We start from the raw sequence: 24,179 nt of genomic DNA on the forward strand, positions 1-24,179 counted from the left end.
GCCGGAAATGAATGCCGGGTTAGAATTATTTTAAAAGCCACATGACAGCCGTAGCTTCATCTTTACCGCCATACTGAGATGTGATGGCTGCATTGACGTTGGCTGTGTTTTCATTTTTTTCATCAACAGGGTAAAGCCATCTCAATGGGATTTTGCTGGTTGGTGTCCCGATGCCTGAACCACCTTCTTTAAAAGCAGGAACACCTGTTCTGCGCCAGTTATAAAAAGCCTCCCATTGTGAATTTTGAAAAAATGCCACATACTTCTGTTCCAGGATCTGCTTTAAGCCATTTGCATTGTTTCCGGCATAAACCACCTTTGATTTGAAATTTACAATATTGATTATCGTTGTTCCCAGTGTTGCACCGCCTTTGTCGCCGATGGTATAGGTCAGGCCTTCGCTTAAACCATAGTATGCCAGCGAAGCATGAATGCCTTTATTGTACCAGCTTGCAGCATCTCCTGTCAACCATCCCCGGTTGATCGCTTCCGCCACATTAAAGCACATCTCTGGATATCCAATGATCATATAATTTTCAGGGCCTGCCAGTGAAGTAAAGTAGCGTTTGAAGTTTACAAAAGAGTATTTACCTGCATTCATATCATTGGTCAGCTGCGCCTGTGAATAGGCGGAGATGTCAGCGCCCTGATATGCGCCAAAGTCGCTGACGGTTTTACCGGCTGCAATCTGTGCAGGTGCAGGTGTAGAGCTCACAAAGGTACGCGGGTCCTGGTTGGCTGTGGTGATCTCAAGATAAGTTGACCCTATATTTTCAAAGGTATTGTAGGTATCGTTCGGGCCGTGGTAGTAAGGATTGTAAGCTGAGTTGTATTTAAATTCCATATTGTCCGTGTTGCCTTCAAACACCGGGTATGAAGCTGGATCTGCAAGGATGGCTGCAAACTGCTGTTTGATGTTCAGATCTGCCGTGTCATCCGCTCTTTTGCTTAAGCTGATTAGGACCCTTAGCTTATAACTATTGATTACTTTCTGCCATTTTTTATAAGTCAGACCGTAAATATCACCTTCTACCACAGTGGCTGAATTTGACGATGTAATGATGGTCTTCATTATCGTATTGGCATCATCAAGCAGCTTAAGGCTATTTTGATAAACGATTTTCTGCGAATCATACTTAGGTTCGAGCACCTGGGTATTTCCGGCGTCACTCATTGGAATATCGCCTACACGCTGCGTGAGCCAGATGAAACTATATGCTTTGAAAAATTTAGCTATGGCTGAATAGACATTCTGATCAGTACCCAGCTGTACTTTGGACTGCTCCTCCATTTTATTGGCGTACTTAAGCACATCATAGGAAGTGGCTGTATTGCTGAAATTATAAATGTTCTGGCCACGGTAATAGGAATTGTTGGATACTGTAAACTGGTTCCAGCGCATGATCTGGTCCCATGGACCTTCAAAGACCGCATTGGCTGCTGCGTCGACCACACCGCCTCCCTGGTAGAGTCCCCATGTCAAACGGTTCAGGATCAGGCTTGCAGGTACTATGGAACTCTCACCTGCAATGTTTGGATTAATGTTCAAATCGGATTGTTTACATCCATTCAGACCGCTCACAGCGATGATTATTATCACAGCTGTTATCTTAATTATATATTGTTTCATCACTTTGATTTTATTAATCAGTTGTTGATTAGAATGTCAGGTTGATATTTATCCCGTAACGGCGTGCGGTTGAAGACTGCAAATTGCCCTGGCTTCCACTCAAACTGGTGCTGGAAAGATTAAATCCAGATGCATACTGATCCAAATCCATATCCTTACGCTCTGCGAAGTATAAAAGGTTTCTTCCCACCAGCGAAATGTTGGCAGCTCTGATGAACTTGGAACGGGCAAGGAATTTCTCCGGCAAATTGTAGGTAAATACTACTTCACGCAGTTTCAGATACGACCTGCTTGTCAGGAAAGGCTCATCAAAAAGATTGTAATAACCATTTTGAATATAGGTTCTGACTGTGGTAGCCTGCGTGTTGGGAGCGAATTCAAGGTCCTGGTAATTATCAATTTTCCCATTGGTATAATGCGGTGTTCCTCCTGTAATTACGACCCCTTTACCTACATATGATGGAGTTACCGTTTTTGTGCCCAGTGCAGTGCTGTTCCATTCAGCCAGACGTGCCTTGCCGAAATCACCTGTGGCTGTTTCGATAGCAGAACCTGCATTACTTGCCTGTGCATAAACGTAATCATAGATTTTTCCGCCTACCCGGCCATCGACCTGGAAGCTAAACATCAGGTTCTTGTAGCTGAATTTATTATTGAATCCAAATACATAGTTTGGGTTAGCGTAGCCCAAAAGCTGCATATTGTCGACACCAGACTGCTGTGCAATCGGAATACCACCTGCGTGAATGATCTCACCGGCATCCGAACGCACAAACTTGCGGCCGTAATAGGCATCCATACGCTCACCGATTTTGTAGTTATGGTTATTAAGCTGCACCTGTTTCAGATCGCCGTAAATGTCTTTAAGCGTCTCTTTGTAGGTAGAAAGGTTAAACATCACATCCCAGCTAAAGCCGTTTGCTCTGATCGGGTTTCCGTTGATTGAAAGTTCCCATCCTTTTTTTAGCGTGGTGATTGCATTTACACTTTGGGTGGCATAACTTGTTGATGGCGCCAGCGGAAGTTGGTAGATCAAAGGCCCGTTCACAGAGCGGAAATAGGTAAATTCTGCGCCCAGACGGTTTCTTAAAAACTTGATGTCAAAACCGATTTCAGACGAGCTGTTCGACTGCGGTTTGATGTTTGGATTGGCCAGGTTTTTCGAGTAGGTCACAGCGCCGGTGTTGTTGTAGTAGCTTGTGCTGCTGTAAGCATTCTGGTTGGTATAGCTTGGCCCGTCATACGAAGTGTAAAGCTCGGATCCGTAACCCAGTAGCCCGCTGTTCAGCGTGGTGCCGTATAAAGCCTGGAATGCTGATCCGATAGTTGTCGAGGTTAATCCGCCCTTAACATTGGCATACGATCCGCGGATTTTAAGAAACGAGATAAAATCAGGAAGTTTAGCATAGTCTGTTACCACAGTGCTCAAAGAAACCGATGGGTAAAAGAAGGTCTGCTTTCCTGCCGGAAGTGTAGAAAGATTATCTACACGGCCTGTTGTATTGATGTTGAAATAACCTTTGTAACCCAAATCCACAGAGTAGTAACCGCTATAAACCTGCATGTCTGATCCGAAAGTATAGGCCTTAACAGGATTTTTAGATGCTGCCAGGTCATACACACTTGGCATGGACAACTGATAGGTCGATGCCCAGGTGGAATTATACTTGAACGTGCGAAGGTTACCACCCAAAGTCACGCCCAAATGCAGATCTTTCGCTACAGCCTTGTTGTAATTTAAAAGGACGTCTGTATTGTTTTCAAGAAGCGTTCTTCTGTCTTCGCGGTAATCACCATACCATCCAAAATAGTAACCGCTGTAATAGCTGTTCAAATTCGTTGATGGTGGTACTTTCTCAGTTCTAAGCTGATTCCAGGTTGTTACTTGTGTTCTTACAGCTACATTCAGATCATCTGTGATTTTGTAGCTCAGCTTGATATTTCCAAAAACGTCTGTTTTGTAATGACCGTGCAGCCACTCGTTGGCAGTAAAATAAGGGTTATTGATACGGCCATACTCTACAAATTTCTGCTGAAGGCCATCCTGTTTCCAATAGTCACGCATATCAGCAATATCATAACTGGCCGATCCGTACACCTTAAAAAGGTACTGGTAACTGTTTGGTCCATAAGATACGTCCGGGATGTTTGGCGTATACTGGGCATTGAAGTTTAAACCTGCTTCCATACGAAGTCTGGATGTGATATTGTATCCACCGTTGATGTTCAGGTTATCAATATTCAGCTTTGTATTAGGCGACATACCTTTCTGATAAGTATGGGTGGCTGAAATACGAAGGTCATATTTTTCACCAGAAGCAGATAGTGATATGTTGTTAGTTGACAATATTCCGGCCTGCATGAAGTTTTTGAAATTATCTTTTCCTTTGGCCAGCCAGGGCGTTCCCTGACGCACGCCGCCTACAACCGGGCTGTCCCACTGCGGTACATTCTGGCCTTCAAAACGTGGTCCCCAGATATTGGCACGGCGGTAGGCACCATCTAAATCATATTCATTATTTCCGTATGCATATTTGAAGTCCGTACCATATCCGTATTCAGTCTGGTCTTTCGGAAGCGCAAGAAAACCTTTCTCCATCATCGTGCTGCTGTTAAAGTCAACACTAAAACCTCTTTTGTCCTTACTTCCTTTTTTTGTCGTCACAAGGATCGCCCCGTTTAGTCCGCGTGAACCGTAAAGAGCCGCGGCGTTCGGGCCTTTTAAAACGGTGTAAGTATCAACGTCATCACCATTCATGTTCCAGGTATCAGAGTTGACCGGCACGCCATCTACGACAAACAAAACATCGGTGCTGCCACGAAGAACAATCTGCGGACGACCGAGCATTTCAGCCGAAGCACCAATAGTAAGACCTGCGATCTTACCGGTCAAAGAGTTGATCGCATTAGGTTCACGCGCTTTGGTCATCTCAGCACCTTTGATCTCCTGTGTTGAGTAGCCGACTGTACGTGCTTCTTTCTTGATGCCAAGTGCGGTAACTACAACTTCATTGAGTGATTTTATGTCATCTTCCAGTTTTACATCAATTTGTGTTTTATATCCCACTAAAATTTCCTGAGAGTTAAATCCTACGGAAGAGAAAATCAGTGTAGCGTTGGACGGCGCGCTAATTTCATATTCCCCGTCGGCGTTGGATGAAGATCCCGTATTGGTCCCTTTTACCAAAATACTTACGCCGGGAATAGCCTGGGCATTGGAGGTCTGGATAATTTTCCCTTTGATGATCTGGTTTTGGGCCATCGAAGGAGTCAGTGCCGTTAAAAGCAACACCCCCCAAAAGGCAAAAGATGCCTTTAATGAAAAGTTTGCTGAACGTTTCATGGTAAAAGTTTTTGTTTTCATTAAACAGGATGTGATAATTAAAATATGCCAGGATTAAAAGAAAATTACCCGCGGATTGTCCGCATAATTCCTGATATAGGAATTATGCGGGTATTTTATAATTAATTGTAACTATTTGTTTATCAAACTATCAATTTGAATCTATGCGGCCGAACAAACGAGAAATTTGAATCAGGCAGGATTTGGGTAACTTTTATTACTAGATGCCTTTGCATTAGCAATACTGACTATTATCCGATTAAATTTAGCAATACAGAATCTCTCTTAGGTATTTATTTAGTGGATAACGGGGCTATTCTAACTGGTCAATGGTGTATTTTAGATTAAATTACAATATCTGCACGAAGCCGCTAAACACGAAGCAACTCTAGGTGAATTGAAAAATAACTCATATTGCTATACGTAACTGGATTTAATAATTTAAGGTACGTATACAGCCCTTAGTATGCTGGACTTCTGCCTAAGAATTATTTCACAAAAGGTCGAAGGGCTTGCTGCCATTTATCATATCCTTTGCTGTTTAGGTGAAGATAGTCATCAGCAAACAAAGTAGAATCTGATCGGGTGGTTCCTGGTTTATAGATTGCCGGTGCCAGATCCACATAATGGCTTTTGGCTTTACCAGCCAGGTAATTCTTGATAAGGGAATTTGCCTGCAAGACGATAGGCTCGTATTTTATTCTGGAAGGGCTTCGTTTAATAGAAAGAAAATAAATTTCAGTCGCCGGGAGTTTTGTTCTAATTTGAACCCATAATTTCGCGAAATTGTCTGCTACCGACTGTGCAGTTTTGCCATGGGAAATGTCATTTTCACCCGCAAAAATAAAGACCTTGCGTGGATGATACGGGATTAAGATTAAAGGCGCATAATAGTCTGCTAAATCTGCCATTTCGCAACCTCCTACACCTCGTTTGATAATCTGCTGACCTGGAAAGCGTTGCTCAAGATCTTCCCACAAACGAATACTTGAGCTTCCAATAAATAAGATGCTGTTTTGAACAGGAAAACTTATACTATCCTGGTGCTGAAAAGCCTTGATCTCATCTTCAAACGGAAATGTTTGCTGAGCCATCACAGACGCATGTAAAGTACAGCCTATTAAAATGAAAATTAATTTTAGTTTCATGATAGTCTATCTGATTATTGTAATTACTAATTTTTGTTATACTGGTAAACACGATTTAATAAAGCATTATCTATACATCCACGCAGCTAACAAATAATTATATTTGAAATATTCTGCAGTGGGGGCATTGCTTGCATTGTAAACAAACAAAGGGACATTGGCCTCGTAGGGCGATCCATGACTTCGGTAATTTTCGTCCAGGATTTCGGATTCATGATTTTCCAAGGCGCCGAAAACGGTTACTTTGTCTCCAACCACCATCAGATCTCCGATCCGCTCCGCCATAAGACCATATGCTTTCACCGCATCACCTCTGGTCAAAACGTTTTCAATACCTTTTAAAGAAAGAAGTGTTTTTTTTACCTTTTCCAGATCTTCTTTATTTTTCAAATACACGTATGCCGCTCCCCCCATGCCACGGTGATGCTTAAAATAGCGGTCTTTTTCAGGAGAAATGGCAATTTTAATCGGTGTGTTACGGTTCATGCAAGCCTTGTCAAGATCCCAGCAAAATTCTTTGTGATTCAAGCCATGGTCAGCGGTGATCAAAATTGCTGCCTCAGGAGCGACCTTTCTTAATTCACCGATATATTTATCAATATGATGGAGAAAGTCTTTAGAATCTTTACTTTGAGGCGGCCATGTGTGCATTGGATAATCTGTCGTGTGGATGTAGATTAGTCCCAGATCCGGATTTTTTTGGATTGCGTAAATGGCTGACTTGAATATCCAGTAAGATGCTTCCTTTGAGTAAATGTTTGGTGGGGATCCAAACTGATCTGACCATTCTGAACTATCTGCGCCATTGCACTCGGGGCATAAGCGAATATCAGCACCTTGTCCCATCAAATCTACCGTTTTCTTTTTGCAGGAAAATAACGCTGATTTAATTCCAGCCTTTTTTGCGCGTTCAAAAATAGTTGGTGTAAGGATTAGATTTGGATCTTCAATATATTCCTCTTTTTCTGTTTCCGGATTTAAGTAAACATTACCGGTTATTCCGTTTTTCTCAGGAGAATCGCCAGTTGCTATGGCGATATTATTTACATTGGTTACAGCTGGCATCAAAGAGGGGACAACTTTATAAATGCCTTCTTTTTCCATTTTATTTAAATTCGGCATTTCGGTGGCGCGGTAGTAGTCTTCTCCAAATCCATCAATCATAATAATGATTGTCTTTTGATGTTTTTTCGCCGGTTGCGCCTGCACTGCAAGACAACAACTTAAAATTAGTGCTTGACACAGATAAATGTAAAACGAGGTTTTTCTCATGTTTTTACTGATTCGCGATTGAATTGTTATTGATGTTTTAAATAATTACACTGCAAAACTGAGCAGGCAGGATTACTTCTGCGACCATCTATGTCTATGACTAAAAGAAAAAGTAAGCCTTGATCAATATTTACGTTCAATGATTTGTGTATCAGCTATTTGTAAAATTTAATTGCGTGTACATTTTTTTGACTGTGATACAATGTTAACAATGAGGTAATATTACAATCTTCGCATTTACCTTAATTTGCATTTATTTTTAAAGCGGTTTATGTAATGAAATATATTATTGCCGGAGCTTTGGTTCAAATAGTCATATCGTTGTTCCTGCTATGCAATAATAACAATAGGGAAAAATCCGATTATCTTTTGATGCTGCTTTTGGCTGGGATAGGGTTGCATTTAGGGACTAAATTTTACATTTTCACTGAGGTTAAAAACCCTGCTGTTTTGTTTCAGATGCATACCTTTATACAATTATCGTATGGCCCGTTGCTATATCTTTATGCAGTTAAGAAAGTTAACCAACTATTTCTTCCGTCTCGCTTGTGGTTTTTGTTTATCCCCTTAATAATCAGCATGACCCTATATGGATGTGTAGTTGCTGCATTATCCATGTATCCGGGTAAAACTGATTTGGTGCTGTCACTTTACAATTCCATCGTTTTTTTTCCGATAGTTGGTGCGCATATTGTGTTTGGAATATTTACCTTGAAGAAAATTCGCCGAAATCAAATAAAAGACTATTTCCTGATACGAAACATTGCCTGGATTTTTATTTTGGTTGGTATTACCGAAATTGCTCTGGTAATTGCTAGCAGCTATTTTCAGTTCTATATTATTCCCGTCAGATGTATATTATACGTGTCATTAGGTCTGATTCCTGTTTTTATAATTCAATTTAAATATGTTGCCAAACCTGATTCGCGCATGTTCAGCCCTGAAAATCTAGTTATCGAATCAGTAATGAGCGATCAATATATTTCTGATAAAATCTTACCTGAAATAATGTCTTCGGAGCAAGAGACTACTGAACAAAGCGAACGAAAACTTTTACTTGAAGGCAGAGAGCATGAAGAGATTTACAATATTATTGAAGCTTTGATTAAAGAGAGGAAACTTTATCGGGAAGAGGATTTCAGTTTAGATAAACTAGCAATGCTCACTGGTTACAACAGACATTATATTTCAGAGACATTAAATGTATTTGCTAAAAAGTCTTTTTACCAATACATAAACGAATATCGAGTCGATGAGGTGACCCGTCTTTTAGAATGTAAAACAAATACAGGTTCAAACATTCTTTCAATTGCTTACGCTGCTGGATTTAAAAACAAAGCATCCTTCAATCAGTATTTCAAAAAGATTACTGGAAGTACCCCTTCCGATTATCAGAAAAAAATAAACGCTGCCCATTGAGCAAATATAAAGGATTGGATAGATTTAAAGATTGTACGGTGGCGGCCGCTACATAGACGACCAACAGTCGGTCTTTCAACAAAACTCTTCCCCACCTCTTCTGTTTTTTTTGTCTAACATAGTACAATTAAACCTTGCATGAAAGGACTAATGTGTACTTATATGCCGCCTGCACCGCTGATATTGCATTTTTTTGAACTTGGGCCATATTTTATTTTAACCACCGTTTCCGCGTACGCTGATAAGCGACAATGGGATAAAGAATCAAGGCCTTCGCACAATGCCGGCCATGCAAAATCAAAAGGACATGCATCTCTAAGACCGAAAGGTTTTCAGTTTGTACAACCTAATTTGACCGAGTGCTGTATTAATCTACTAACCCTTCATGTAGTATTCCCGACAACCCAAGCTCTGTGAAGTTCAGTGATCTATTGCATAGTAGTTTCAGAATTATGCCGCCTAGGTCTTATAACAATTAGGAAATCTTGTGAGTCCTAAACTTAGGATGTAAAGTTGAACGATCTATCTATGACAAAGTTTACTGTGCCCCCTTGCCATACTCGCGTCAATATTGCTTACAGGGTGCAGAAAGGATGAAAAGAAACCTATGCTGTGCTGCACAATCGTAGCAACAAGCGTAGATATACGCATTTTCGACAAAAATGGAAATGATTTGATGTCGCCAGATAACATCAATCAAGTGTGGCCTTTCAAAATATTATATTCAAGAACGAATAGCAGCGGTAGCTTTCTTATCGAAAAACATCCGATTGAAGGTTACATTTACCTTATGGTCACTATGGACTCAAAAATCGGACTTCGAAAAACACTGACATTAGTTCAGCTTGGAAACAAACCCATATCGGATACACTTGAAACTCAATGGCAAGAAAGCCCATCCAATCTGATTCCCGAAAAGATCTGGCATAACGGAAGTCTTGTCTGGCAGGGTCTTAACCAAAGAGAATTTGAAATTATTGTGCCATAATCAAGCAAATATTGAGATCGCAACTGCGGCCATTGCTTCTTGGCCAGTGGTCCTAAGAGTACCAGCCCTGGTTTCGTTGAAAGAAGCCTCATTATTCGGACAGAAATCTCCTTTTTTAGAAGTAACAGCCATATTTACCAAGCATTCTCCAGCAGCTTCTACTACTTCTTTTGATATCTAATTCAGTTGTAGATCTTCAAAATGCGACCAATTTGACTAAATATTCTGTTAATGAAACGAAAAATGCCATTGTGATCCTGAACTAAGTGCTGTCTTTTAGGTATATCTTTTGCTCTACTATTTCAAATGTATGCTGTCAAATGGCATCAAACCTTAGTGATAAAGGAGAATAAACAATATGTAGCTTCAGATTCGGAACGTGCAAAGTGAGCTTTACTTATACTTTCACAAATCTGCTGCCAGGGTCCTGATTCTGTGTTTCTCACTTGACAATAAATGATATAGAAAAATTTCTCATTTCATATTCCTAAGTTCTATCCACAGTTCTACCTATGGACATTAGCGAGTGGAATAGGTGCTGACATTCGTGATTTTACCTCTAACTTTTTTAAATTAGTTCCTTCCTTTTCTCTAGTTTAGATAGGCAAAGCCCGTATCGAATTCAAAGGTTAGATCAGGCGCCAGCGGAACGGCGCAAAATGTTTTTAGCCCTCACATACGGTTAGGCTGATGAAAAGTTCTAGATTGTGTTACGTAAAGGTAAGCTTAATGTGCACCCCTTTATGGCTTTCAATTACAAAGTCGCCGTTGATTTGTTTTGCTAATCCTCGTATGAGATCGAGACCGAGTGAATTATTTTCGTTTACATCAAATCCCTCTGGCAAACCAATTCCATTATCTGATACGCTGAGCATTATACGATCCGGTGACACCCGCATCAAATCGATGCGTACAATCCCATCCTGGCGATTAACAAATGCATATTTAATCGCATTAACAACACATTCATTAAGGATCAATCCTAGTGGAATTGCCTGTGCAACATCCAGATCAATAAGTTCAATTCTCTGTTCAAATACAATCCGTGTACTGGACTCCAAACTTTCGCGCAGATAATTTATCAATTCGTTGATATAATCCGGCATAAAAACAACAGATGTATTCGGACCCTGATAAAGTTTTTGGTGAATCAGGGACATTGCCTGTATGCGTCTCAGACTATCTTTTACAGCAACAATTGCCTTATCATCTTCCAGATATACCGATTGCGAGTTGAGTAAACTTGTCACCATTTGGAGATTGTTCTTCACGCGGTGATGCACTTCCTTGATCAGCCATTGCTTTTCTTCAAGCAACTTATCCTGCTCCGCATTAAGCGTTTCGAGAAATTTATTTTTCTCATCCAATTCCTTTTTCTTTTCTTCAAGAATGCGGTTGCTTTTCTGCTTTGTGAGATAGCGATTTAATAATAAGCCTATAATGACTAGTAACAATGTACCAGCAGCCAGCAAAATATTTTTTGTCCTATTGGCCTCCTCAACCTTGATTCGTTGGAACTTGTTCTGACTATTCAGCAGCTCAATATCCTTTTGCTTTTTGGCAGTCTCGAATTGCACTTGAAGTTCTGCCATTTGCCAGTTCTTTGTCTCATTAAAAATGGAATCATTCAACTGTTTGTGTATTAAAAGATTTCTAGCAGCCGAACTCCAATTATTCAAACCGGAATCGGCTTTATATTGTAACAGATAAATATCTTTTTTTAACGAAATTGAAACGGATCCAGGTGATTCATGTAGTGCTTTACGCAAATAGGACGAGGCCATCTCATACTGATGTTTACTAATAAAATATTGACCAATCTCGTAATAAGCGTTGGCTGTAACCTGATTGTCCTTGGGTAATTTTTTCGCAAGCTTTATTAGCCTGGTGTAATAATTATCTGCCTGTCGCTCGTGCCTTGTGGCCTTATAGCAAAATGCCAGCGAACTGATTAACGAAGCTTCCGCCTGCATCCCGACTGGCTTGTTTTTAGACTCAATACTGAGCATGTAAGCCAACGCTTCCTTTTCCCTCTTCAACTTAATGAGCTCCCTTGCGAAAAAGCCAGCCTCTCTGAATTTGAAAAGATTCTCACCAGCTGTAAACGACCTGTTATCGAGCAACTTAGAATACCATTCGATGCTTTTGTTCGATTGTCCCAACTCTCGATACATCGCGGCTAGCTGGCCATAAAATGTCAGTGCCGAAGAAGAATCGTTAGTTGCTTCCACACTTTCAATAGCCTTCGTTGCATAAAAAATACTTTTGCCGTAATCACCCTTGCTGCGGTAAGTGATGGCCAGCAGGTCATAGATATGATGTAGTTCGCGATAGCCAATGGCATCGTAAAGTGCAAGAACTTCCAACAATTCGCTTTCAGCCATATCCAGCATTCCACTTACGATATGGATATCTGCAATGGATTTTAAAACCCAGGCTTCCCTTTCCTGATTGTGATTTCTTTTGTACAAATCCCGCATCTTTTGGAAACAATACAAGCGCGTCAAACCCTTTTTTTCCCTCAACGGAATAAGCGTCGTAAGTTCATGCCACAGCAATGCTTCGCGATCTTCATTTCCGGGTGCATTAATTTTGCTGATTAATTCCAGATATATTTTTATACTGGGGTGGATACCTTCCAGGATAAAGCTTTGCATTGCCTTTACATGTATACGTTCCGGCTGTAACTTATCAGACAATAATACTGACGATATTTTATTGGCTTGATTTAAGAAAAGCAGTGAGCTATCTAAATGTGATTTCGCCCGGAGAGTCCTGGGGATATGGAATAAATAGTGACGTCCTAAAATTACCAGCAAACGAAAGCGGGTTTCGTTTTGTAATGAACTTAATATCCGAAGAGCAGAACCCATATCTTGACTCCTGATAAAGGCATCCGCTTTTAAAATAACCGCCTCATTTGTTCCTTGCTCATATTTCAATGTTTTACTTAAACTAAGTGCTTTGTCAGAGAAATACAACGCACTGTCCAGCTGTGATTTCGGGTCGCCCGTTCTGTACACGTAATATTCCCTTAGCATGTAATACCGGCCGAGTTTGAGCAAAATATCAACGCGCCTTGTATCTGCCTTGCTATTTCGTAATTGTGCAAACAATTTGGTTTGTTCGGCCCACATTTTTTGTGCAAAAGAAGACGGTGAGCTCGCCAAAATAAAAATAAAGAAAATACAGATTCTTTTAATGTAGTAATGCATCATACTAGTATTGAGAATGCAACCGCTGATTTATTGCTTTTATATTATCAGTTAACTAATAATGACTATCAGTCATCTTATTTTGAATTCCAGCCTATTCGACCGAGCTTTGATTGCATTCAGTATTTAAAAATACAACTTTAATCTGTATAGTTTCAATAACTTAATCACATCATCATGCCGAATAGTAAAAGAATATTAATCACGGGCGCAGGTTCTGGTTTAGGGGAAGGCACCGCAATAGGACTGGCTCAATTAGGTCATGAAGTTTTTGCCGGCGTGCACATCGGGCCACAGGTAACCGTCCTTCGCGATAAAGCAAGGGAACTTGGTATTACAGAGAACCTCCGTGTGGAAAGACTTGACATTTTAGACCCGTATGACGTTAGTGCGGCACTTCGATGGGATGCTGATATACTGGTCAACAATGCCGGAATAGGAGAAACGGGCCCGGTGTCTGAAACTCCGCTGGAACTTGTTCGCAGGAATTTTGAAACCAATGTCTTTGCACCGCTGGACCTAACTCAGCGGTTCATTGCAAACCTAATTGAAAAAAACAGAAAAGGTAAAGTGGTTTGGCTGTCTTCTATGGGCGGGTTGTTTACGCCGACACATTTTGGGATTTATTGTTCTACCAAACATGCTTTGGAGGCCATCGCCGAATCCATGAAGGAAGAATTGGAACCGTTTGGCATTCAGGTTCAGACGATTAATCCGGGCGCTTTTTTTACTGGTTTCAATGAAAGAATGTCCGAAACGTCATTCCGCTGGTTGAACGATGCTAAAAATTTCACAAAAAAAGCCGCGTTAAAAGCATCTTTTGATGAACAAATTAATACGCCGGATTGGAAGCTGGACCCGCAGGATATGATCGATGAAATGGTGCGCGTCATTCCAGCCGAAACCGGAAAATTCAGGAATGTATTTCCTCAGTTTGTTGAGGATATGCTGAAAGAGGGACAGGCCAAAGCTTGGGAAAACACGATTTGATGGAAACCGATCTCATCATATATGTTTCATTGGTTTTGATGGTAGCATTCCTGGTGCTGATTGCCAGGAAGCTGTCCATCGCTTACCCGATCCTGCTTGTAGTAGCCGGGTTAGCATTGAGTTTCATACCAGGAATCCCCAATGTCCGAATCGATCCGGACATTGTTTTCTTGATTATCCTCCCTCCCATCCTTTTCGACGCAGCGCAGCAATATTCATGGCGGGCGCTCTGGAAATGGCGGCGGATGGTGAGTGTAATGGCATTTGGTTACGTTTTGCTCACTTCCACATTTGTTGCCATTGTTTCCTGCTGGCTCATTCCGGGCTTCACCATGGCCCAGGGTTTTCTGCTCGGGGCCATCATTTCACCGCCCGATGCAGCAGCGGCAACCGCGATCCTGAAAAAACTAAAACTTCCCAAGGGCCTCGTTTCCATCCTCGAAGGCGAAAGCCTGCTGAACGACGCAGCAAGCCTGACAATATTTCGGTTTGCACTCGCGGCTGTTGTTTCCAATCAATTCGTTTGGTATGAAGCACTTGGCACGTTTGCGGTGATCACCGTTTCGGGTATTGCGATTGGCGCAGCGATCGGAATGCTCTATTATGCTTTATACAAGTGGTTGCCCACTACGTCAGATCTGGATGTTACGCTTTTATTGGTGCTCCCCTACTTGAATTACATTGTTGCCGAAGAATTAGGATCTTCCGGGGTGATTGCGGTGGTTACTGCCGGATTGCTGCTTTCGTCACAGACTCATTTTGTCCTCCCGCACAGTAGCCGCCTGAAATCAAACGCCATATTACCGTCGATCACATTCATCCTGAATGCAATAGTATTCTTTCTGATTGGCATACAATTCCCTGGGATCATGAAGGGATTAAAGGATATCCCACTTTCCGAAGCGCTGAAAATAGCATTAATCATTGCTGCACTGATCATGCTGGTGAGGCTGGTCGCGGGACATATTTCGGGTATTTTTACATCATTTATTAGTAAGTATATCAAAGTGGCAGTCCCGCATCCGGGTTGGCGAAACCCCATGATTATCAGCTGGATCGGCATGCGGGGCGTCGTTTCACTTGCATCTGCATTATCCATTCCGCTTGTCATTCCCGGCGGTGGAGAATTTCCGTTTCGCAGCCTGATCTTATTTATCACCTACATTGTGATCATCGTCACGCTCGTCGGTCAGGGACTGACGCTTCCCTGGGTGATCAAAACTATCAAACCAGAAAAAATTCCTGGCGAAGTGGAAGACCATGATCAGCTCATGGCTATTGAAAAATATTTATTCAATGCTGCGCATGATAAATTTAGTTCCAGTTATGCAAAAGATGCTCTGGAAAACAGGATGATCCAGCACAAACTAGAACTTATGGCTTTCAAGGTAGGAGTTTATGAGGGGCTGGATGACGACTATCAAAAGGAAAAAGTGCGGGCGATGGTCAGACATTTTAATAAAGTAATGATGGAGGTTCTGGAACATGAAAGAAGACATTTGATTCATTTCTGTCGCAGGGACGAATTTGATGATGATGTCATCCGGATTATGGAGCGGCGACTGGACCTTAAAGAAGAAACGCTGGAAGATCATTTATGAAAGACCGTTTGTGGTCAATAAATTTTCCAGGTGCAAGAGCTCTTTGGGATAAGATGTATTTTTTCTTTTGGCAAAATGAAGCATATCCTCAGGCTGTTGGCTTCCCTCCCATGCGAGTTTCACAGTTCCATTCGCCAATTCATGCTTGCATACAAAATCCGGAACAACTGCAAAGCCATTACAACTTTTGAGATTGCGTAAAATAGACCCGTAATGCGGAAGAACGAAACTCGGCTTAAAGTCAGGTGATACTTCAAAATTTACTTGCCAAAAACGTTTTACAGCCTCCATGTCTGCGGAAGTCGCAAACCAAACCTGATTCCCGAGCCAATCAGAGATTGGCTCGGGATGGTTAGCAATAATCAGTTTTTCAAGTGTACTAATGTCAGTTTGACCTCCACAGACCAGCACATTGCGTGTGGTCATAAATGGTGTGTAAACCAAGTTCGGTAACGGCGGCGTTTGTGAAGTAATTACAAAGTCTATCACTCCGGCATTGAGCTCATTCAACAGTTGGGCACATTCACCAAACTTTGTAATCAGGTTGAACGGTAAATGTCCGACATGCTCTTCAAGCGTATAGTGAAACGTTGTAAAGCACATTCCGACACTCACCGTCGCCCTGCTGGTTTTCGATTTTTTGTAGCAAAGCTTTTCAATTTCTTCCAGGCCGATCATCGGGCCAATGATGTAATTGTAAAGCAGCGTGCCTCTGTCTGTTGGTATGACGCCCCTGTTTTTTCGTTCAAACAAGGCGGTAACCGGTGTAGGATTCAAGCGCACTCAAATGCAGGCTCACCCCAGGCTGGGAAATAAACAACGACTGCGCCGCCGCCGACAATGTGCCGACCTCGTACACCACTTTAAACGTCCTAAACCATTCGAGATTCAACATATTTACAAACTATTAACTGCTTGGTTGATCTGATCCAGCTCTTCGTTGCTGAGGTCGATATCAACCGCCCCAGCATTGCTAATGGCCTGTTCTTCGTTTCTGGCTCCCGCCAAAACGACGGTAACGCCTTTTTGAAGTGTTGTCCATTTTAACACTAGTTGTGATAAGGTGGCGCCTTTTTCTTGCGCTATTGGCTCAATGCGTTCCAGTAAAGATTTTACCTTATCAAGATCAAATTGCGAAAAGTATCCATTCCGGTGATCATCGGATTTTAGCGCGTTGCCGTTGAAAAACTTCCCGGTCAGCAAGCCCCTTTCCAGCGGACTGTATGCAATAATGCCAATATGATTTTCGACTGCCGCAGGAATTACTTTCGCCTCTATCTGTCGTTTCAACATACTGTAAGGCACCTGGTTAGACGCCAGGTTGATGTGTTCCTGCGCTTTCAACATTTGTACTTCATTATAGTTGCTAACCCCTGCCGCGCGGATCTTACCCTGATCGATCAGGAGCTGCATTGCTTCCATGGTTTCTTCAATGGGTGTGGTTGAATCGGGCCAGTGCAGTTGCAACAGGTCAATGTAATCGGTCCGCAGCCGTTGCAGGCTTTCCTCCACTTCTTTCATGACGTTGGCTTTCGAGGCATATTTATAGATCGGATACTGTTTACCGTCCTGATCAATATCCATCATAAAGTCACCTTTGCCATTGTTACTTCCGTCCCACACCATCCCAAATTTTGTAAGAATCTGAATTGCTGAACGATCTCTGTCCTTAATAGACTCACCGATTAACGCTTCGCTCAGGCCAAATCCATAGAATGGCGCCGTGTCCAGTGTGGTAATGCCGTGATCAATTGAAGTCAGGATTGCTTTTCGCGCATCGTTCTTTTCAGTTCCGCCCCACATGGTGCCGCCAATCGCAAAACTTCCGTACGTGATCGCGGATAACTTCAACGCCGAGTTACCTAACTGTCTGTATTCCATAATTTCTGGATTTTAATGTGATGAATTTTACCACTTACTTCTTTTTGAAATAATCAGCTGTGCCGTTGATCCAATCCTCGCGGCGGGGAGCAAAAAAGTCCAGATCAATAGTCCCTTCTTCAAGGCTGGTGAAACTGTGTGGAAGATTAGCCGGGATCAGCACAGCTTCACCAGCTTTGATAATGATCGTTGTATCGCCGATTATTGCTTTTACACTACCCTTTAAGATGAAAGAATACTGCTCATTTACGTGCTTATGCATGGGAACACTTGCGTCTTTTTTTAAAACGAAATAACCAAATGTGCCGTTGGCGCCCGACTCAGATCTGAGTGTAATGCCGTCAGAGATTGCCTTAGCTTCCATTTTGTCAATCACCAGGTGTTTTAGCTGCTGGGCTTGTGTTGGTAGATTTCCAAGCAGGAGGCAAAGCAGGCAAAGTGATAATTTTCCTTTCGCTTTCATCAGATAAGAATGTTAAGTATGAAAACTGATGTCAATGAATTGAGAACAGCTATTTTTTCAATAACCACTGCTCCACAGCCTTCGAAAAATCAGCAACATCAATCGGGTGCCTGCTGGTGATCAAGTTTCCGTCTGTTACCACGGGTACGTCCTGCAAAACGCCACCTGCATTTTTAAGATCGGCGTGGACGTTCCAGTAGCCAGTCAGCTTTTTGCCTTTCAAAATATCAGCAGTTGCCAGTACAACCGGCGCATGACAAATGGCTGCGACCAATTTTCCTGCCTTATTGAAATCCTGAATGTATTTGATCACATCTTTGTCAAAGCGCAGGTTATCCGGGTTCCAAGCGCCGCCAGGAATGAAAATAGCGTCATAATCGGCCACTTTTATCTGATCGGCCGTGCGGTCCACTTTTACCCAGCCCACAGGTTGCAAATACTGGATCGCCATAATATAACCTTTGGCCATTTCGGGCGTTCCCAAACCATAGCGCTCGGGCGCAGGATTGTATTTCGGTGCCACAATATCCACTTTCGCGCCCAATGCCCTAAAATACCAGACTGGTCCCAGCATTTCAATTTCCTCAAAGCCGTCTGCCGCGATCACCGCAATCCTCTTTCCTTTTAAAGCCGCAGGATCTTTGACTGGCGTGAAAAAGAATGCTTTCAATTGCTCATTTCCGGGAGCATTGAGTAGTTGGTAAACGGGCAGGTCGGCCACGACAGCCGTGGAAGTGAGTTGTTTCAAAATTTCAAGTTCATCAACGCCGCCGGATGAAGTTCTTGCATTTGTCTGCGCTTGCGCACTAAACAGGATAAAGCAGCTCAATAGATTTGCCAAGATGAATTTTGTGATTGCTTTCATTTTTAAATGATTTAATGTTGAATTGAGTTAGTACTATTCGCGGGTGAGAGGAGCTATTTCAATGAGTGTGTGCAGTCCTTTTTGAAAAGGCTTTTCTTTAATGTCTGTTTCCAGATAATCAACAACAGGCTTGATTGGCGGGAACTTCAAGTGAAACTGGAAAGCGGCTTCGCTCCTGAATTTTTCGTAGGTCACAAATTGCTCGCTGTCATTTTCCAGTTGTGAGAGCTGATAAGTAACTACGCCTTTCTCACGGCGAAACTGGGGCATTGCTACGTGATATACATCCTTGAAACGCTGCGCTGTGCCTGATTTTGAGTTCACAAAAAGCATCATCGTCTGTGGATTATCCTCCTTTCTTGCGGATCTTCTCCATTGCTGTTTCGAGAGAGGTTCCAGATCTTTTACATTAAATACTTTGGAAGGCTGCTGCAATGCTTCTTTAGTAAGCGCGGTTATAGCTGTAAACTGCTTATCCTTCGCTGATTGACTTAGCGCAGCTTTGTTATCCCATCTCTCAATCAACCATAACAAGCGGGGATTTTCCTTTTCTGAATAAGCCTCGGCCATGACATTATTGCCTGAGCTGAGCGCATGTAAAACGTATTCGCTCAATGCTTTTCTAAATTGAGCCTGATACGCATCCTTCACTTCAAATTGCGTGATCCGGGCAACATTGTTTTGCTGAATGTCTTGCGCAGTTACCTGGAAAATACACAGGATAAACAGCAGAAAGAATAACAATTGAGGCCGTGGTGGAATGGAAAAAAATGCTTTCGGTTTCATAATTTTTGTTGATAAAAATTCAATGTAAATGATAATGCTCCGATCAAATAATTGTATCTCCCCTGGCTTGAATCGGGCGCGGAATGTCTTTTTCGCCTATGGTTTGAAGCATATTAATCTCAATTTCCCTGCAAATGGACAGCATCGGCGTATCGTTGTGCAAGCCTTCAAACGGGTTCTCTGAATAGTCACCGGTCATTTCCATGGCGACGAAAATCCAGCCTATAATTGCCCCGACCGGAATCGCTAACCAGACCCCGGCAGCGCCCATCTTACCGAACTCGCCAACGATGCCAAACGGCAGGAGAAAAATGAAAATGCAGACGAACACAAAGCTGAATGTGGCATACTTTCGAGGCAATGGCGATTGCTTGATCCGTTCCAGGTTCCCCTGGCAATCATAGAAACTATTCACAGCCGTTTGAAACTGCATTTGCTGGATCATGGTGATTTCTTTGCGCTCATAAAGCTTCTGGATCGTTTCCGTTTGCAGGTTCAGCAATTGTACAGCCGCATTTTGATATTCCTTCAATTGATCACTTTCCACCTCGGAAATGTATTCTCTCCCTGCTGCCTCTTGCAACTCATTCTCAAAAATGGCAGCGAGTCTTGCCCGCCTCAATCTGTTGATTTTACCCAATCCAAAAATCCCCTTCAAACTGACATGTTCCCATGGAGTGGGTTCAAGCAGTTGATTTCGAAGCTGATAAATATAGGCAATGTGCCGGAACACAATCTGCCTTCTCACCTCCACGCTGTCACTCACATCCAGCTCCCCCGAACGGGTATTGCGGGCTAGAGTTCCCAATCTTCTGCTGCTATTCGTCATTTCACTCCATATTTTCCTCGCCTCCCAAAGCCTGTCGTACGATTGATTATTTTTAAAACCCACATAAAACGCAACCGCAGTGCCAATGAGCGGAAGCGGAAGCCACGGAAGCGCCATCAACCTGCATTCAGTAAAATGATACAGGACAGCCACCAGCGACATCCACCCCGTGAGCCACCACAAATGATAGCCGGTGAACTCATAAATAGCTTTGACAGAAAGCATTTTCCTGACAATCATAACCGCGACGAAAATTAAATATTACACGAAGATTCGAGCGAACGGACAATGATATACGAACACCCAATTAGTCATCATTTCCCTCCCGGAGAAACTGAATGATCCCCCTCATATAGACTTGCTGCTGATCATACATGCTGAGATGACTTCCATTGTGACAATACAGATATCTGCCGTTTGCGACTTGCTTGCTCATCCATTCCATGTGCTTGGGATCCATCTCGTCATATTTCGCACCGATCATCAGGGCCGGAACTTTGATCTGGTTCAATCTTGTGCTGATATCCCAATTCTTCAAACTCCCGATGATACCAAACTCACTCGGCCCCTGCATGGACAAGTAATAGGGCTGGTTTAGCTTCCCTAGTGCTCTGGTAAACGGCTCGGGCCATTGATCGAGCGGGAGCCGACAAACAAACTTCCCATAGAAATGTTTCGTAACCAATGCCGTATATCTGGGATTGGCGTAGTCATTTCTGGCTGCCAGCAGGTTAATGCTATCCAATGCGACTTTCGGAAGCTGTTTTACGAGCACTTCTTTAATGTACCGGTTGAACTCCTTCCCGCTTGAAGACATATTGGAAATGATCAGTCCCTTGACGTGCTGCTGGTATTTCAGCGCATATTCCATGGCCAGAATGCCGCCCCACGAATGCCCGAAAATGTAGAGATTGTCTTTATCCAAACCCAATGCTTCCCGCACCTGCTCCAACTCCGCGACTGCACGATCGACGCTAAACCGGGTTGAATCCACTGACTTGTCAGAATTCCCTGAGCCGAGTTCATCATAATAATAAAACTCGATACCCTCCTTTGGAAAAAAGCTTTCAAAAACTTCCAGATAATCGTGCGGAAAACCCGGGCCGCCTGCCAGGAGCAAAACCTTGATTTTGGGATTATTCCCGATCCGTTTGGTCCAAACTTTGTATACACCGGCCGGGGTTTTGATTGGAATCATCTTAACCCCGGCAGTCTGCACCTGCGAAGTGTCCGAGGCATAGTAGTCAAGTAAATGTTCGCTTTGCTGCTCCTTATCCCTGCACGCGGCCAGCGCGAAGACCATTAACAGAACGATGTATTTGAGTTTTATTCTCAGCATTATTTATTCAATTCAGATTTAATTCTGAGGTCAGTACGACCTCCCTGTTTTCCAGTAACGGGATGATTTGCTTTACGGCGATCTCCTGAAAATGCGCTGAATTCCGGTGCGCAGTCAGAGCGGCTTCGTCTGTATAACTTTCAAATAAAACAAGCACATTAGGATTTGACTTATCCTGGAAAACCTGATAAAATAGATTATCCGTTTCTGCTTTGCTTTTTTGAGAAAGGTCTGCCAGCAAATGAAGCACGGTTTCGAGATTTTCACTTTTGACCTGCCATTTGGCAAAAGTCGTAATTGTGGTTGCGCTCATGATCGCTGATTTATGAACCTGCTGACTCTAAAATGGCAATCACCTTCTCGGCAACGCCCTGGGCCGAAGCCGGATTTTGACCTGTTACAAGCCTTCCGTCGGCGATGCTGTAAGGCTGCCAGGGATCCACGGAGCTATAATTGGCACCGTGAACTTTCAGCAGATCTTCCAGCTCAAAAGGCACATCTTCCTTCGCATAATTTTCTTCTTCCTCTTTACTGAACCCGGTCACATTTTTTCCGTTGACCAGGTAAGAACCATCTTTCAATATCACATTACCCAGTGAAACCGGACCGTGGCAAACCGCACTCACTACTTTGCCACTTTCATAAAAATCCGCCAGTATTTGCTGCACAGGTGGATTGTCGGTCATGTCGGCAACCGGCCCCAGGCCGCCTGGAACGAACACTGCATCGTATCCTGCTATGGAGAGGTTTTCAATACTTTCCGTGCTTTTCATTTTAGTCAATCCGTCGTCGCTCAAAAAGGCGCTGTTGATGGGATCATCCAGTTCGACCATATCAATCGGTGCTTCGCCTCCTTTTACACTGTAAATATCGATGTCATACCCTTGCTTTTTAAAGGCTTCGTAGGGATGCGCCAGCTCGGTAAGCAAGCTGCCGGTTGGGCGATTTTTCGGGCCGATCACAGCCGCACTGGTCACCATGAATAGAATTTTTCTCCTCATAATAAATGGATTTAAGTGGTTGCATTATTTGATATAAACTGTCTTCACATTGACAAACTCGTGGATGCCAAAATCGCTCAGTTCGCGGCCGTAACCTGATGTTTTGATCCCGCCGAACGGAAGGCGCGGATCGGAAGCCACACGGTGGTTCACGTAACTCGAACCGGCCTGAAGTTCTGTTGCAGCAATGTGCTCACCCTTGGCTATGTCTTGCGTGAAAACAGCTGACCCCAATCCAAAAATGCTGTCGTTGGCAATACGGATGGCGTCGGCCTCGTCTTCCGCCTCAATGATGGAAGCCACCGGTCCGAATAATTCTTCATAGTAAGCCGGCATTCCGGGCTTTACATTAATCAGCATCGTGGGCGGATAAAATGCATTATTTCCGGGTGGCACTTCCCCACCTAAAATGCAAACTGCTCCCTTTTCAATCGATTTCTCAACCTGGCCGTGAAGCTCGTCGCGGAGGTCTGCGCGTGCCTGAGGTCCCACTTCTGTTGCGGCATCCAGCGGATCTCCCACCCGTTTCGCCTTCATTTTTTGAAAAAAAAGCTTGATAAACTCTTCGATCACCGTTTTCTCAATAATGAACCGCTTACCTGCAATGCAACTTTGTCCGCCGTTGATCAGGCGACTGTTCACACAGGATTCAGCTGCCAGTTCAAGATCAGCATCTGCCAGCACAACATAGGCGTCGCTTCCGCCCAGTTCGAGAACCGTCTTTTTCAAAACCGACCCGGCTTTTGTGGCAACCTGGATACCGGCATTGGTGCTGCCCGTGAGGGTGACTGCTTTAATCAAAGGATGTTCAATGATTTTCGAAACTTTGTCGCTCCCAACCAGTAACGTCAAAAAGACATCGTCCGGGAAACCGGCTTGCCTTACTATTTCCTCAATAGCCAATGCGCAGCCCGGCACATTGGATGCGTGTTTCAGCACGCCGCAGTTACCAGCAGCCAGCGCCGGCACCAGGAACCGGAAAACCTGCCAGAAGGGAAAATTCCAGGGCATGACTGCCAACACTACGCCAATCGGCTGAAAGGTGACGTAACTTTTAGAAGCTTCTGTTTCAATAATCCTGTCTGAAAGATGCTTTTCGGCGTTTTCCGCATAATACTCGCAGCAACGGGCGCATTTTTCAACCTCATCAAGTCCTTGCGTGACAGGTTTCCCCATTTCAGTGGCCATGAGTACAGCCAATTCCTGACTGCGCTTTCTTAATACACCTGCCATGGAAATAAGCAGTGCATTGCGTGTTTCACGGGTGGATTTTTTCCAACTTTCCCATGCCGTGTTCGCACGCTCGATCTTTTGGACGGTTTCCTCAAAACCCAGGTCAGTATAGGTTTTTATCTGGCTGCCATTGGTTGGATTGATTGATATAATACTCATAGCTCAATGTTTAGAAG

At 43.1% G+C, this 24,179-nt stretch carries 20 protein-coding genes; 4 read left to right on the plus strand and 16 right to left on the minus strand.

Features of this window, described 5'->3' with window-relative positions; genetic code table 11:
- Positions 1 to 25: 25 nt before the first annotated feature.
- The 4 genes from MUK70_RS11070 to MUK70_RS11085 form a co-directional block, all read right to left on the minus strand.
- Entirely contained in the window at positions 26 to 1,630 is a 1,605-nt protein-coding gene (locus MUK70_RS11070) for a SusD/RagB family nutrient-binding outer membrane lipoprotein (RefSeq protein ID WP_234658623.1), read from the minus strand.
- 28 nt (positions 1,631 to 1,658) lie between these two features.
- Positions 1,659 to 4,973, minus strand: coding sequence for a SusC/RagA family TonB-linked outer membrane protein (locus MUK70_RS11075; protein ID WP_234658625.1), 3,315 nt, complete (start codon positions 4,971 to 4,973; stop codon positions 1,659 to 1,661).
- 488 nt (positions 4,974 to 5,461) lie between these two features.
- Positions 5,462 to 6,121, minus strand: a complete 660-nt coding sequence (locus MUK70_RS11080; RefSeq protein WP_234658626.1) for a GDSL-type esterase/lipase family protein — start codon at positions 6,119 to 6,121, stop codon at positions 5,462 to 5,464.
- 66 nt (positions 6,122 to 6,187) lie between these two features.
- Entirely contained in the window at positions 6,188 to 7,393 is a 1,206-nt protein-coding gene (locus MUK70_RS11085; protein ID WP_234658627.1) for an alkaline phosphatase family protein, read from the minus strand.
- 276 nt (positions 7,394 to 7,669) lie between these two features.
- On the opposite strand from MUK70_RS11085, the gene MUK70_RS11090 reads away from it, so the two are divergent.
- Together MUK70_RS11090 and MUK70_RS11095 are read left to right on the plus strand one after the other, a co-directional pair.
- On the plus strand, positions 7,670 to 8,812 hold the full coding sequence (locus MUK70_RS11090) for a helix-turn-helix domain-containing protein (protein ID WP_234658628.1): 1,143 nt from the start codon (positions 7,670 to 7,672) through the stop codon (positions 8,810 to 8,812).
- Between the two features lie 799 nt (positions 8,813 to 9,611).
- Complete coding sequence (locus tag MUK70_RS11095) at positions 9,612 to 9,800, plus strand: hypothetical protein (RefSeq protein ID WP_234658629.1); 189 nt, start codon at positions 9,612 to 9,614, stop codon at positions 9,798 to 9,800.
- Positions 9,801 to 10,510: 710 nt separating this feature from the next.
- On the opposite strand, the gene MUK70_RS11100 is transcribed toward MUK70_RS11095, so the two are convergent.
- On the minus strand, positions 10,511 to 12,937 hold the full coding sequence (locus tag MUK70_RS11100; protein WP_234658630.1) for a histidine kinase dimerization/phosphoacceptor domain -containing protein: 2,427 nt from the start codon (positions 12,935 to 12,937) through the stop codon (positions 10,511 to 10,513).
- Between the two features lie 255 nt (positions 12,938 to 13,192).
- On the opposite strand from MUK70_RS11100, the gene MUK70_RS11105 reads away from it, so the two are divergent.
- Positions 13,193 to 14,005 carry an SDR family oxidoreductase gene (locus MUK70_RS11105; protein ID WP_234658631.1) on the plus strand — a complete coding sequence of 271 codons (813 nt, stop codon included), beginning with the start codon at positions 13,193 to 13,195 and terminating at the stop codon, positions 14,003 to 14,005.
- A complete protein-coding gene (locus MUK70_RS11110; protein WP_234658632.1) occupies positions 14,005 to 15,606 on the plus strand; it encodes a Na+/H+ antiporter in 1,602 nt (533 codons plus the stop codon). Before MUK70_RS11105 ends, MUK70_RS11110 begins: the two co-directional genes overlap by 1 nt.
- Here MUK70_RS11110 and MUK70_RS11115 read toward each other — a convergent pair.
- The 11 genes from MUK70_RS11115 to MUK70_RS11165 all read right to left on the minus strand — a co-directional run bounded on the left by MUK70_RS11115 (position 15,601) and on the right by MUK70_RS11165 (position 24,162).
- The gene (locus MUK70_RS11115) at positions 15,601 to 16,359 is read right to left on the minus strand and encodes a LysR substrate-binding domain-containing protein (protein ID WP_244784800.1); all 759 of its coding nucleotides are present in this window, start codon (positions 16,357 to 16,359) and stop codon (positions 15,601 to 15,603) included. The two genes, MUK70_RS11110 and MUK70_RS11115, sit on opposite strands and share 6 nt — an antisense overlap.
- The gene (locus MUK70_RS11120) at positions 16,352 to 16,501 is read right to left on the minus strand and encodes a helix-turn-helix domain-containing protein (protein ID WP_244784802.1); all 150 of its coding nucleotides are present in this window, start codon (positions 16,499 to 16,501) and stop codon (positions 16,352 to 16,354) included. Before MUK70_RS11120 ends, MUK70_RS11115 begins: the two co-directional genes overlap by 8 nt.
- A 2-nt stretch (positions 16,502 to 16,503) precedes the next feature.
- The gene (locus MUK70_RS11125) at positions 16,504 to 17,487 is read right to left on the minus strand and encodes an aldo/keto reductase (RefSeq protein WP_234658634.1); all 984 of its coding nucleotides are present in this window, start codon (positions 17,485 to 17,487) and stop codon (positions 16,504 to 16,506) included.
- Between the two features lie 34 nt (positions 17,488 to 17,521).
- The gene (locus MUK70_RS11130; RefSeq protein ID WP_234658636.1) at positions 17,522 to 17,950 is read right to left on the minus strand and encodes a cupin domain-containing protein; all 429 of its coding nucleotides are present in this window, start codon (positions 17,948 to 17,950) and stop codon (positions 17,522 to 17,524) included.
- 49 nt (positions 17,951 to 17,999) lie between these two features.
- Entirely contained in the window at positions 18,000 to 18,815 is an 816-nt protein-coding gene (locus tag MUK70_RS11135; protein WP_234658638.1) for a DJ-1/PfpI/YhbO family deglycase/protease, read from the minus strand.
- A 33-nt stretch (positions 18,816 to 18,848) separates the two neighbouring features.
- Positions 18,849 to 19,601 (minus strand): putative quinol monooxygenase, encoded by a 753-nt coding sequence (locus MUK70_RS11140; RefSeq protein WP_234658639.1) that lies wholly within the window; start codon positions 19,599 to 19,601, stop codon positions 18,849 to 18,851.
- A 43-nt stretch (positions 19,602 to 19,644) separates the two neighbouring features.
- The gene (locus tag MUK70_RS11145; RefSeq protein WP_234658641.1) at positions 19,645 to 20,670 is read right to left on the minus strand and encodes a bestrophin family protein; all 1,026 of its coding nucleotides are present in this window, start codon (positions 20,668 to 20,670) and stop codon (positions 19,645 to 19,647) included.
- Between the two features lie 67 nt (positions 20,671 to 20,737).
- Entirely contained in the window at positions 20,738 to 21,769 is a 1,032-nt protein-coding gene (locus tag MUK70_RS11150; RefSeq protein ID WP_234658643.1) for a proline iminopeptidase-family hydrolase, read from the minus strand.
- A gap of 7 nt (positions 21,770 to 21,776) precedes the next feature.
- Positions 21,777 to 22,082, minus strand: a complete 306-nt coding sequence (locus tag MUK70_RS11155; protein ID WP_234658645.1) for a putative quinol monooxygenase — start codon at positions 22,080 to 22,082, stop codon at positions 21,777 to 21,779.
- 10 nt (positions 22,083 to 22,092) lie between these two features.
- Entirely contained in the window at positions 22,093 to 22,770 is a 678-nt protein-coding gene (locus MUK70_RS11160; RefSeq protein WP_234658646.1) for a type 1 glutamine amidotransferase domain-containing protein, read from the minus strand.
- A 24-nt stretch (positions 22,771 to 22,794) separates the two neighbouring features.
- A complete protein-coding gene (locus tag MUK70_RS11165; RefSeq protein WP_234658647.1) occupies positions 22,795 to 24,162 on the minus strand; it encodes an NAD-dependent succinate-semialdehyde dehydrogenase in 1,368 nt (455 codons plus the stop codon).
- Between the last annotated feature and the right edge of the window lie 17 nt (positions 24,163 to 24,179).

Origin of the sequence: Dyadobacter chenwenxiniae (assembly GCF_022869785.1) — a bacterium.
GTDB lineage: Bacteria > Bacteroidota > Bacteroidia > Cytophagales > Spirosomataceae > Dyadobacter > Dyadobacter chenwenxiniae.

What these genes read in the sequence shown, in the direction of transcription:
- MUK70_RS11070 (WP_234658623.1), bottom strand. Translation starts at nt 1,630, where the DNA reads ATGAAACAATATATAATTAAGATAACAGCTGTGATAATAATCATCGCT.
- MUK70_RS11075 (WP_234658625.1), bottom strand. Translation starts at nt 4,973, where the DNA reads ATGAAACGTTCAGCAAACTTTTCATTAAAGGCATCTTTTGCCTTTTGG.
- MUK70_RS11080 (WP_234658626.1), bottom strand. Translation starts at nt 6,121, where the DNA reads ATGAAACTAAAATTAATTTTCATTTTAATAGGCTGTACTTTACATGCG.
- MUK70_RS11085 (WP_234658627.1), bottom strand. Translation starts at nt 7,393, where the DNA reads ATGAGAAAAACCTCGTTTTACATTTATCTGTGTCAAGCACTAATTTTA.
- MUK70_RS11090 (WP_234658628.1), top strand. Translation starts at nt 7,670, where the DNA reads ATGAAATATATTATTGCCGGAGCTTTGGTTCAAATAGTCATATCGTTG.
- MUK70_RS11095 (WP_234658629.1), top strand. Translation starts at nt 9,612, where the DNA reads ATGGACTCAAAAATCGGACTTCGAAAAACACTGACATTAGTTCAGCTT.
- MUK70_RS11100 (WP_234658630.1), bottom strand. Translation starts at nt 12,937, where the DNA reads ATGTGGGCCGAACAAACCAAATTGTTTGCACAATTACGAAATAGCAAG.
- MUK70_RS11105 (WP_234658631.1), top strand. Translation starts at nt 13,193, where the DNA reads ATGCCGAATAGTAAAAGAATATTAATCACGGGCGCAGGTTCTGGTTTA.
- MUK70_RS11110 (WP_234658632.1), top strand. Translation starts at nt 14,005, where the DNA reads ATGGAAACCGATCTCATCATATATGTTTCATTGGTTTTGATGGTAGCA.
- MUK70_RS11120 (WP_244784802.1), bottom strand. Translation starts at nt 16,501, where the DNA reads ATGTTGAATCTCGAATGGTTTAGGACGTTTAAAGTGGTGTACGAGGTC.
- MUK70_RS11125 (WP_234658634.1), bottom strand. Translation starts at nt 17,487, where the DNA reads ATGGAATACAGACAGTTAGGTAACTCGGCGTTGAAGTTATCCGCGATC.
- MUK70_RS11130 (WP_234658636.1), bottom strand. Translation starts at nt 17,950, where the DNA reads ATGAAAGCGAAAGGAAAATTATCACTTTGCCTGCTTTGCCTCCTGCTT.
- MUK70_RS11135 (WP_234658638.1), bottom strand. Translation starts at nt 18,815, where the DNA reads ATGAAAGCAATCACAAAATTCATCTTGGCAAATCTATTGAGCTGCTTT.
- MUK70_RS11140 (WP_234658639.1), bottom strand. Translation starts at nt 19,601, where the DNA reads ATGAAACCGAAAGCATTTTTTTCCATTCCACCACGGCCTCAATTGTTA.
- MUK70_RS11145 (WP_234658641.1), bottom strand. Translation starts at nt 20,670, where the DNA reads ATGATTGTCAGGAAAATGCTTTCTGTCAAAGCTATTTATGAGTTCACC.
- MUK70_RS11150 (WP_234658643.1), bottom strand. Translation starts at nt 21,769, where the DNA reads ATGCTGAGAATAAAACTCAAATACATCGTTCTGTTAATGGTCTTCGCG.
- MUK70_RS11155 (WP_234658645.1), bottom strand. Translation starts at nt 22,082, where the DNA reads ATGAGCGCAACCACAATTACGACTTTTGCCAAATGGCAGGTCAAAAGT.
- MUK70_RS11160 (WP_234658646.1), bottom strand. Translation starts at nt 22,770, where the DNA reads ATGAGGAGAAAAATTCTATTCATGGTGACCAGTGCGGCTGTGATCGGC.
- MUK70_RS11165 (WP_234658647.1), bottom strand. Translation starts at nt 24,162, where the DNA reads ATGAGTATTATATCAATCAATCCAACCAATGGCAGCCAGATAAAAACC.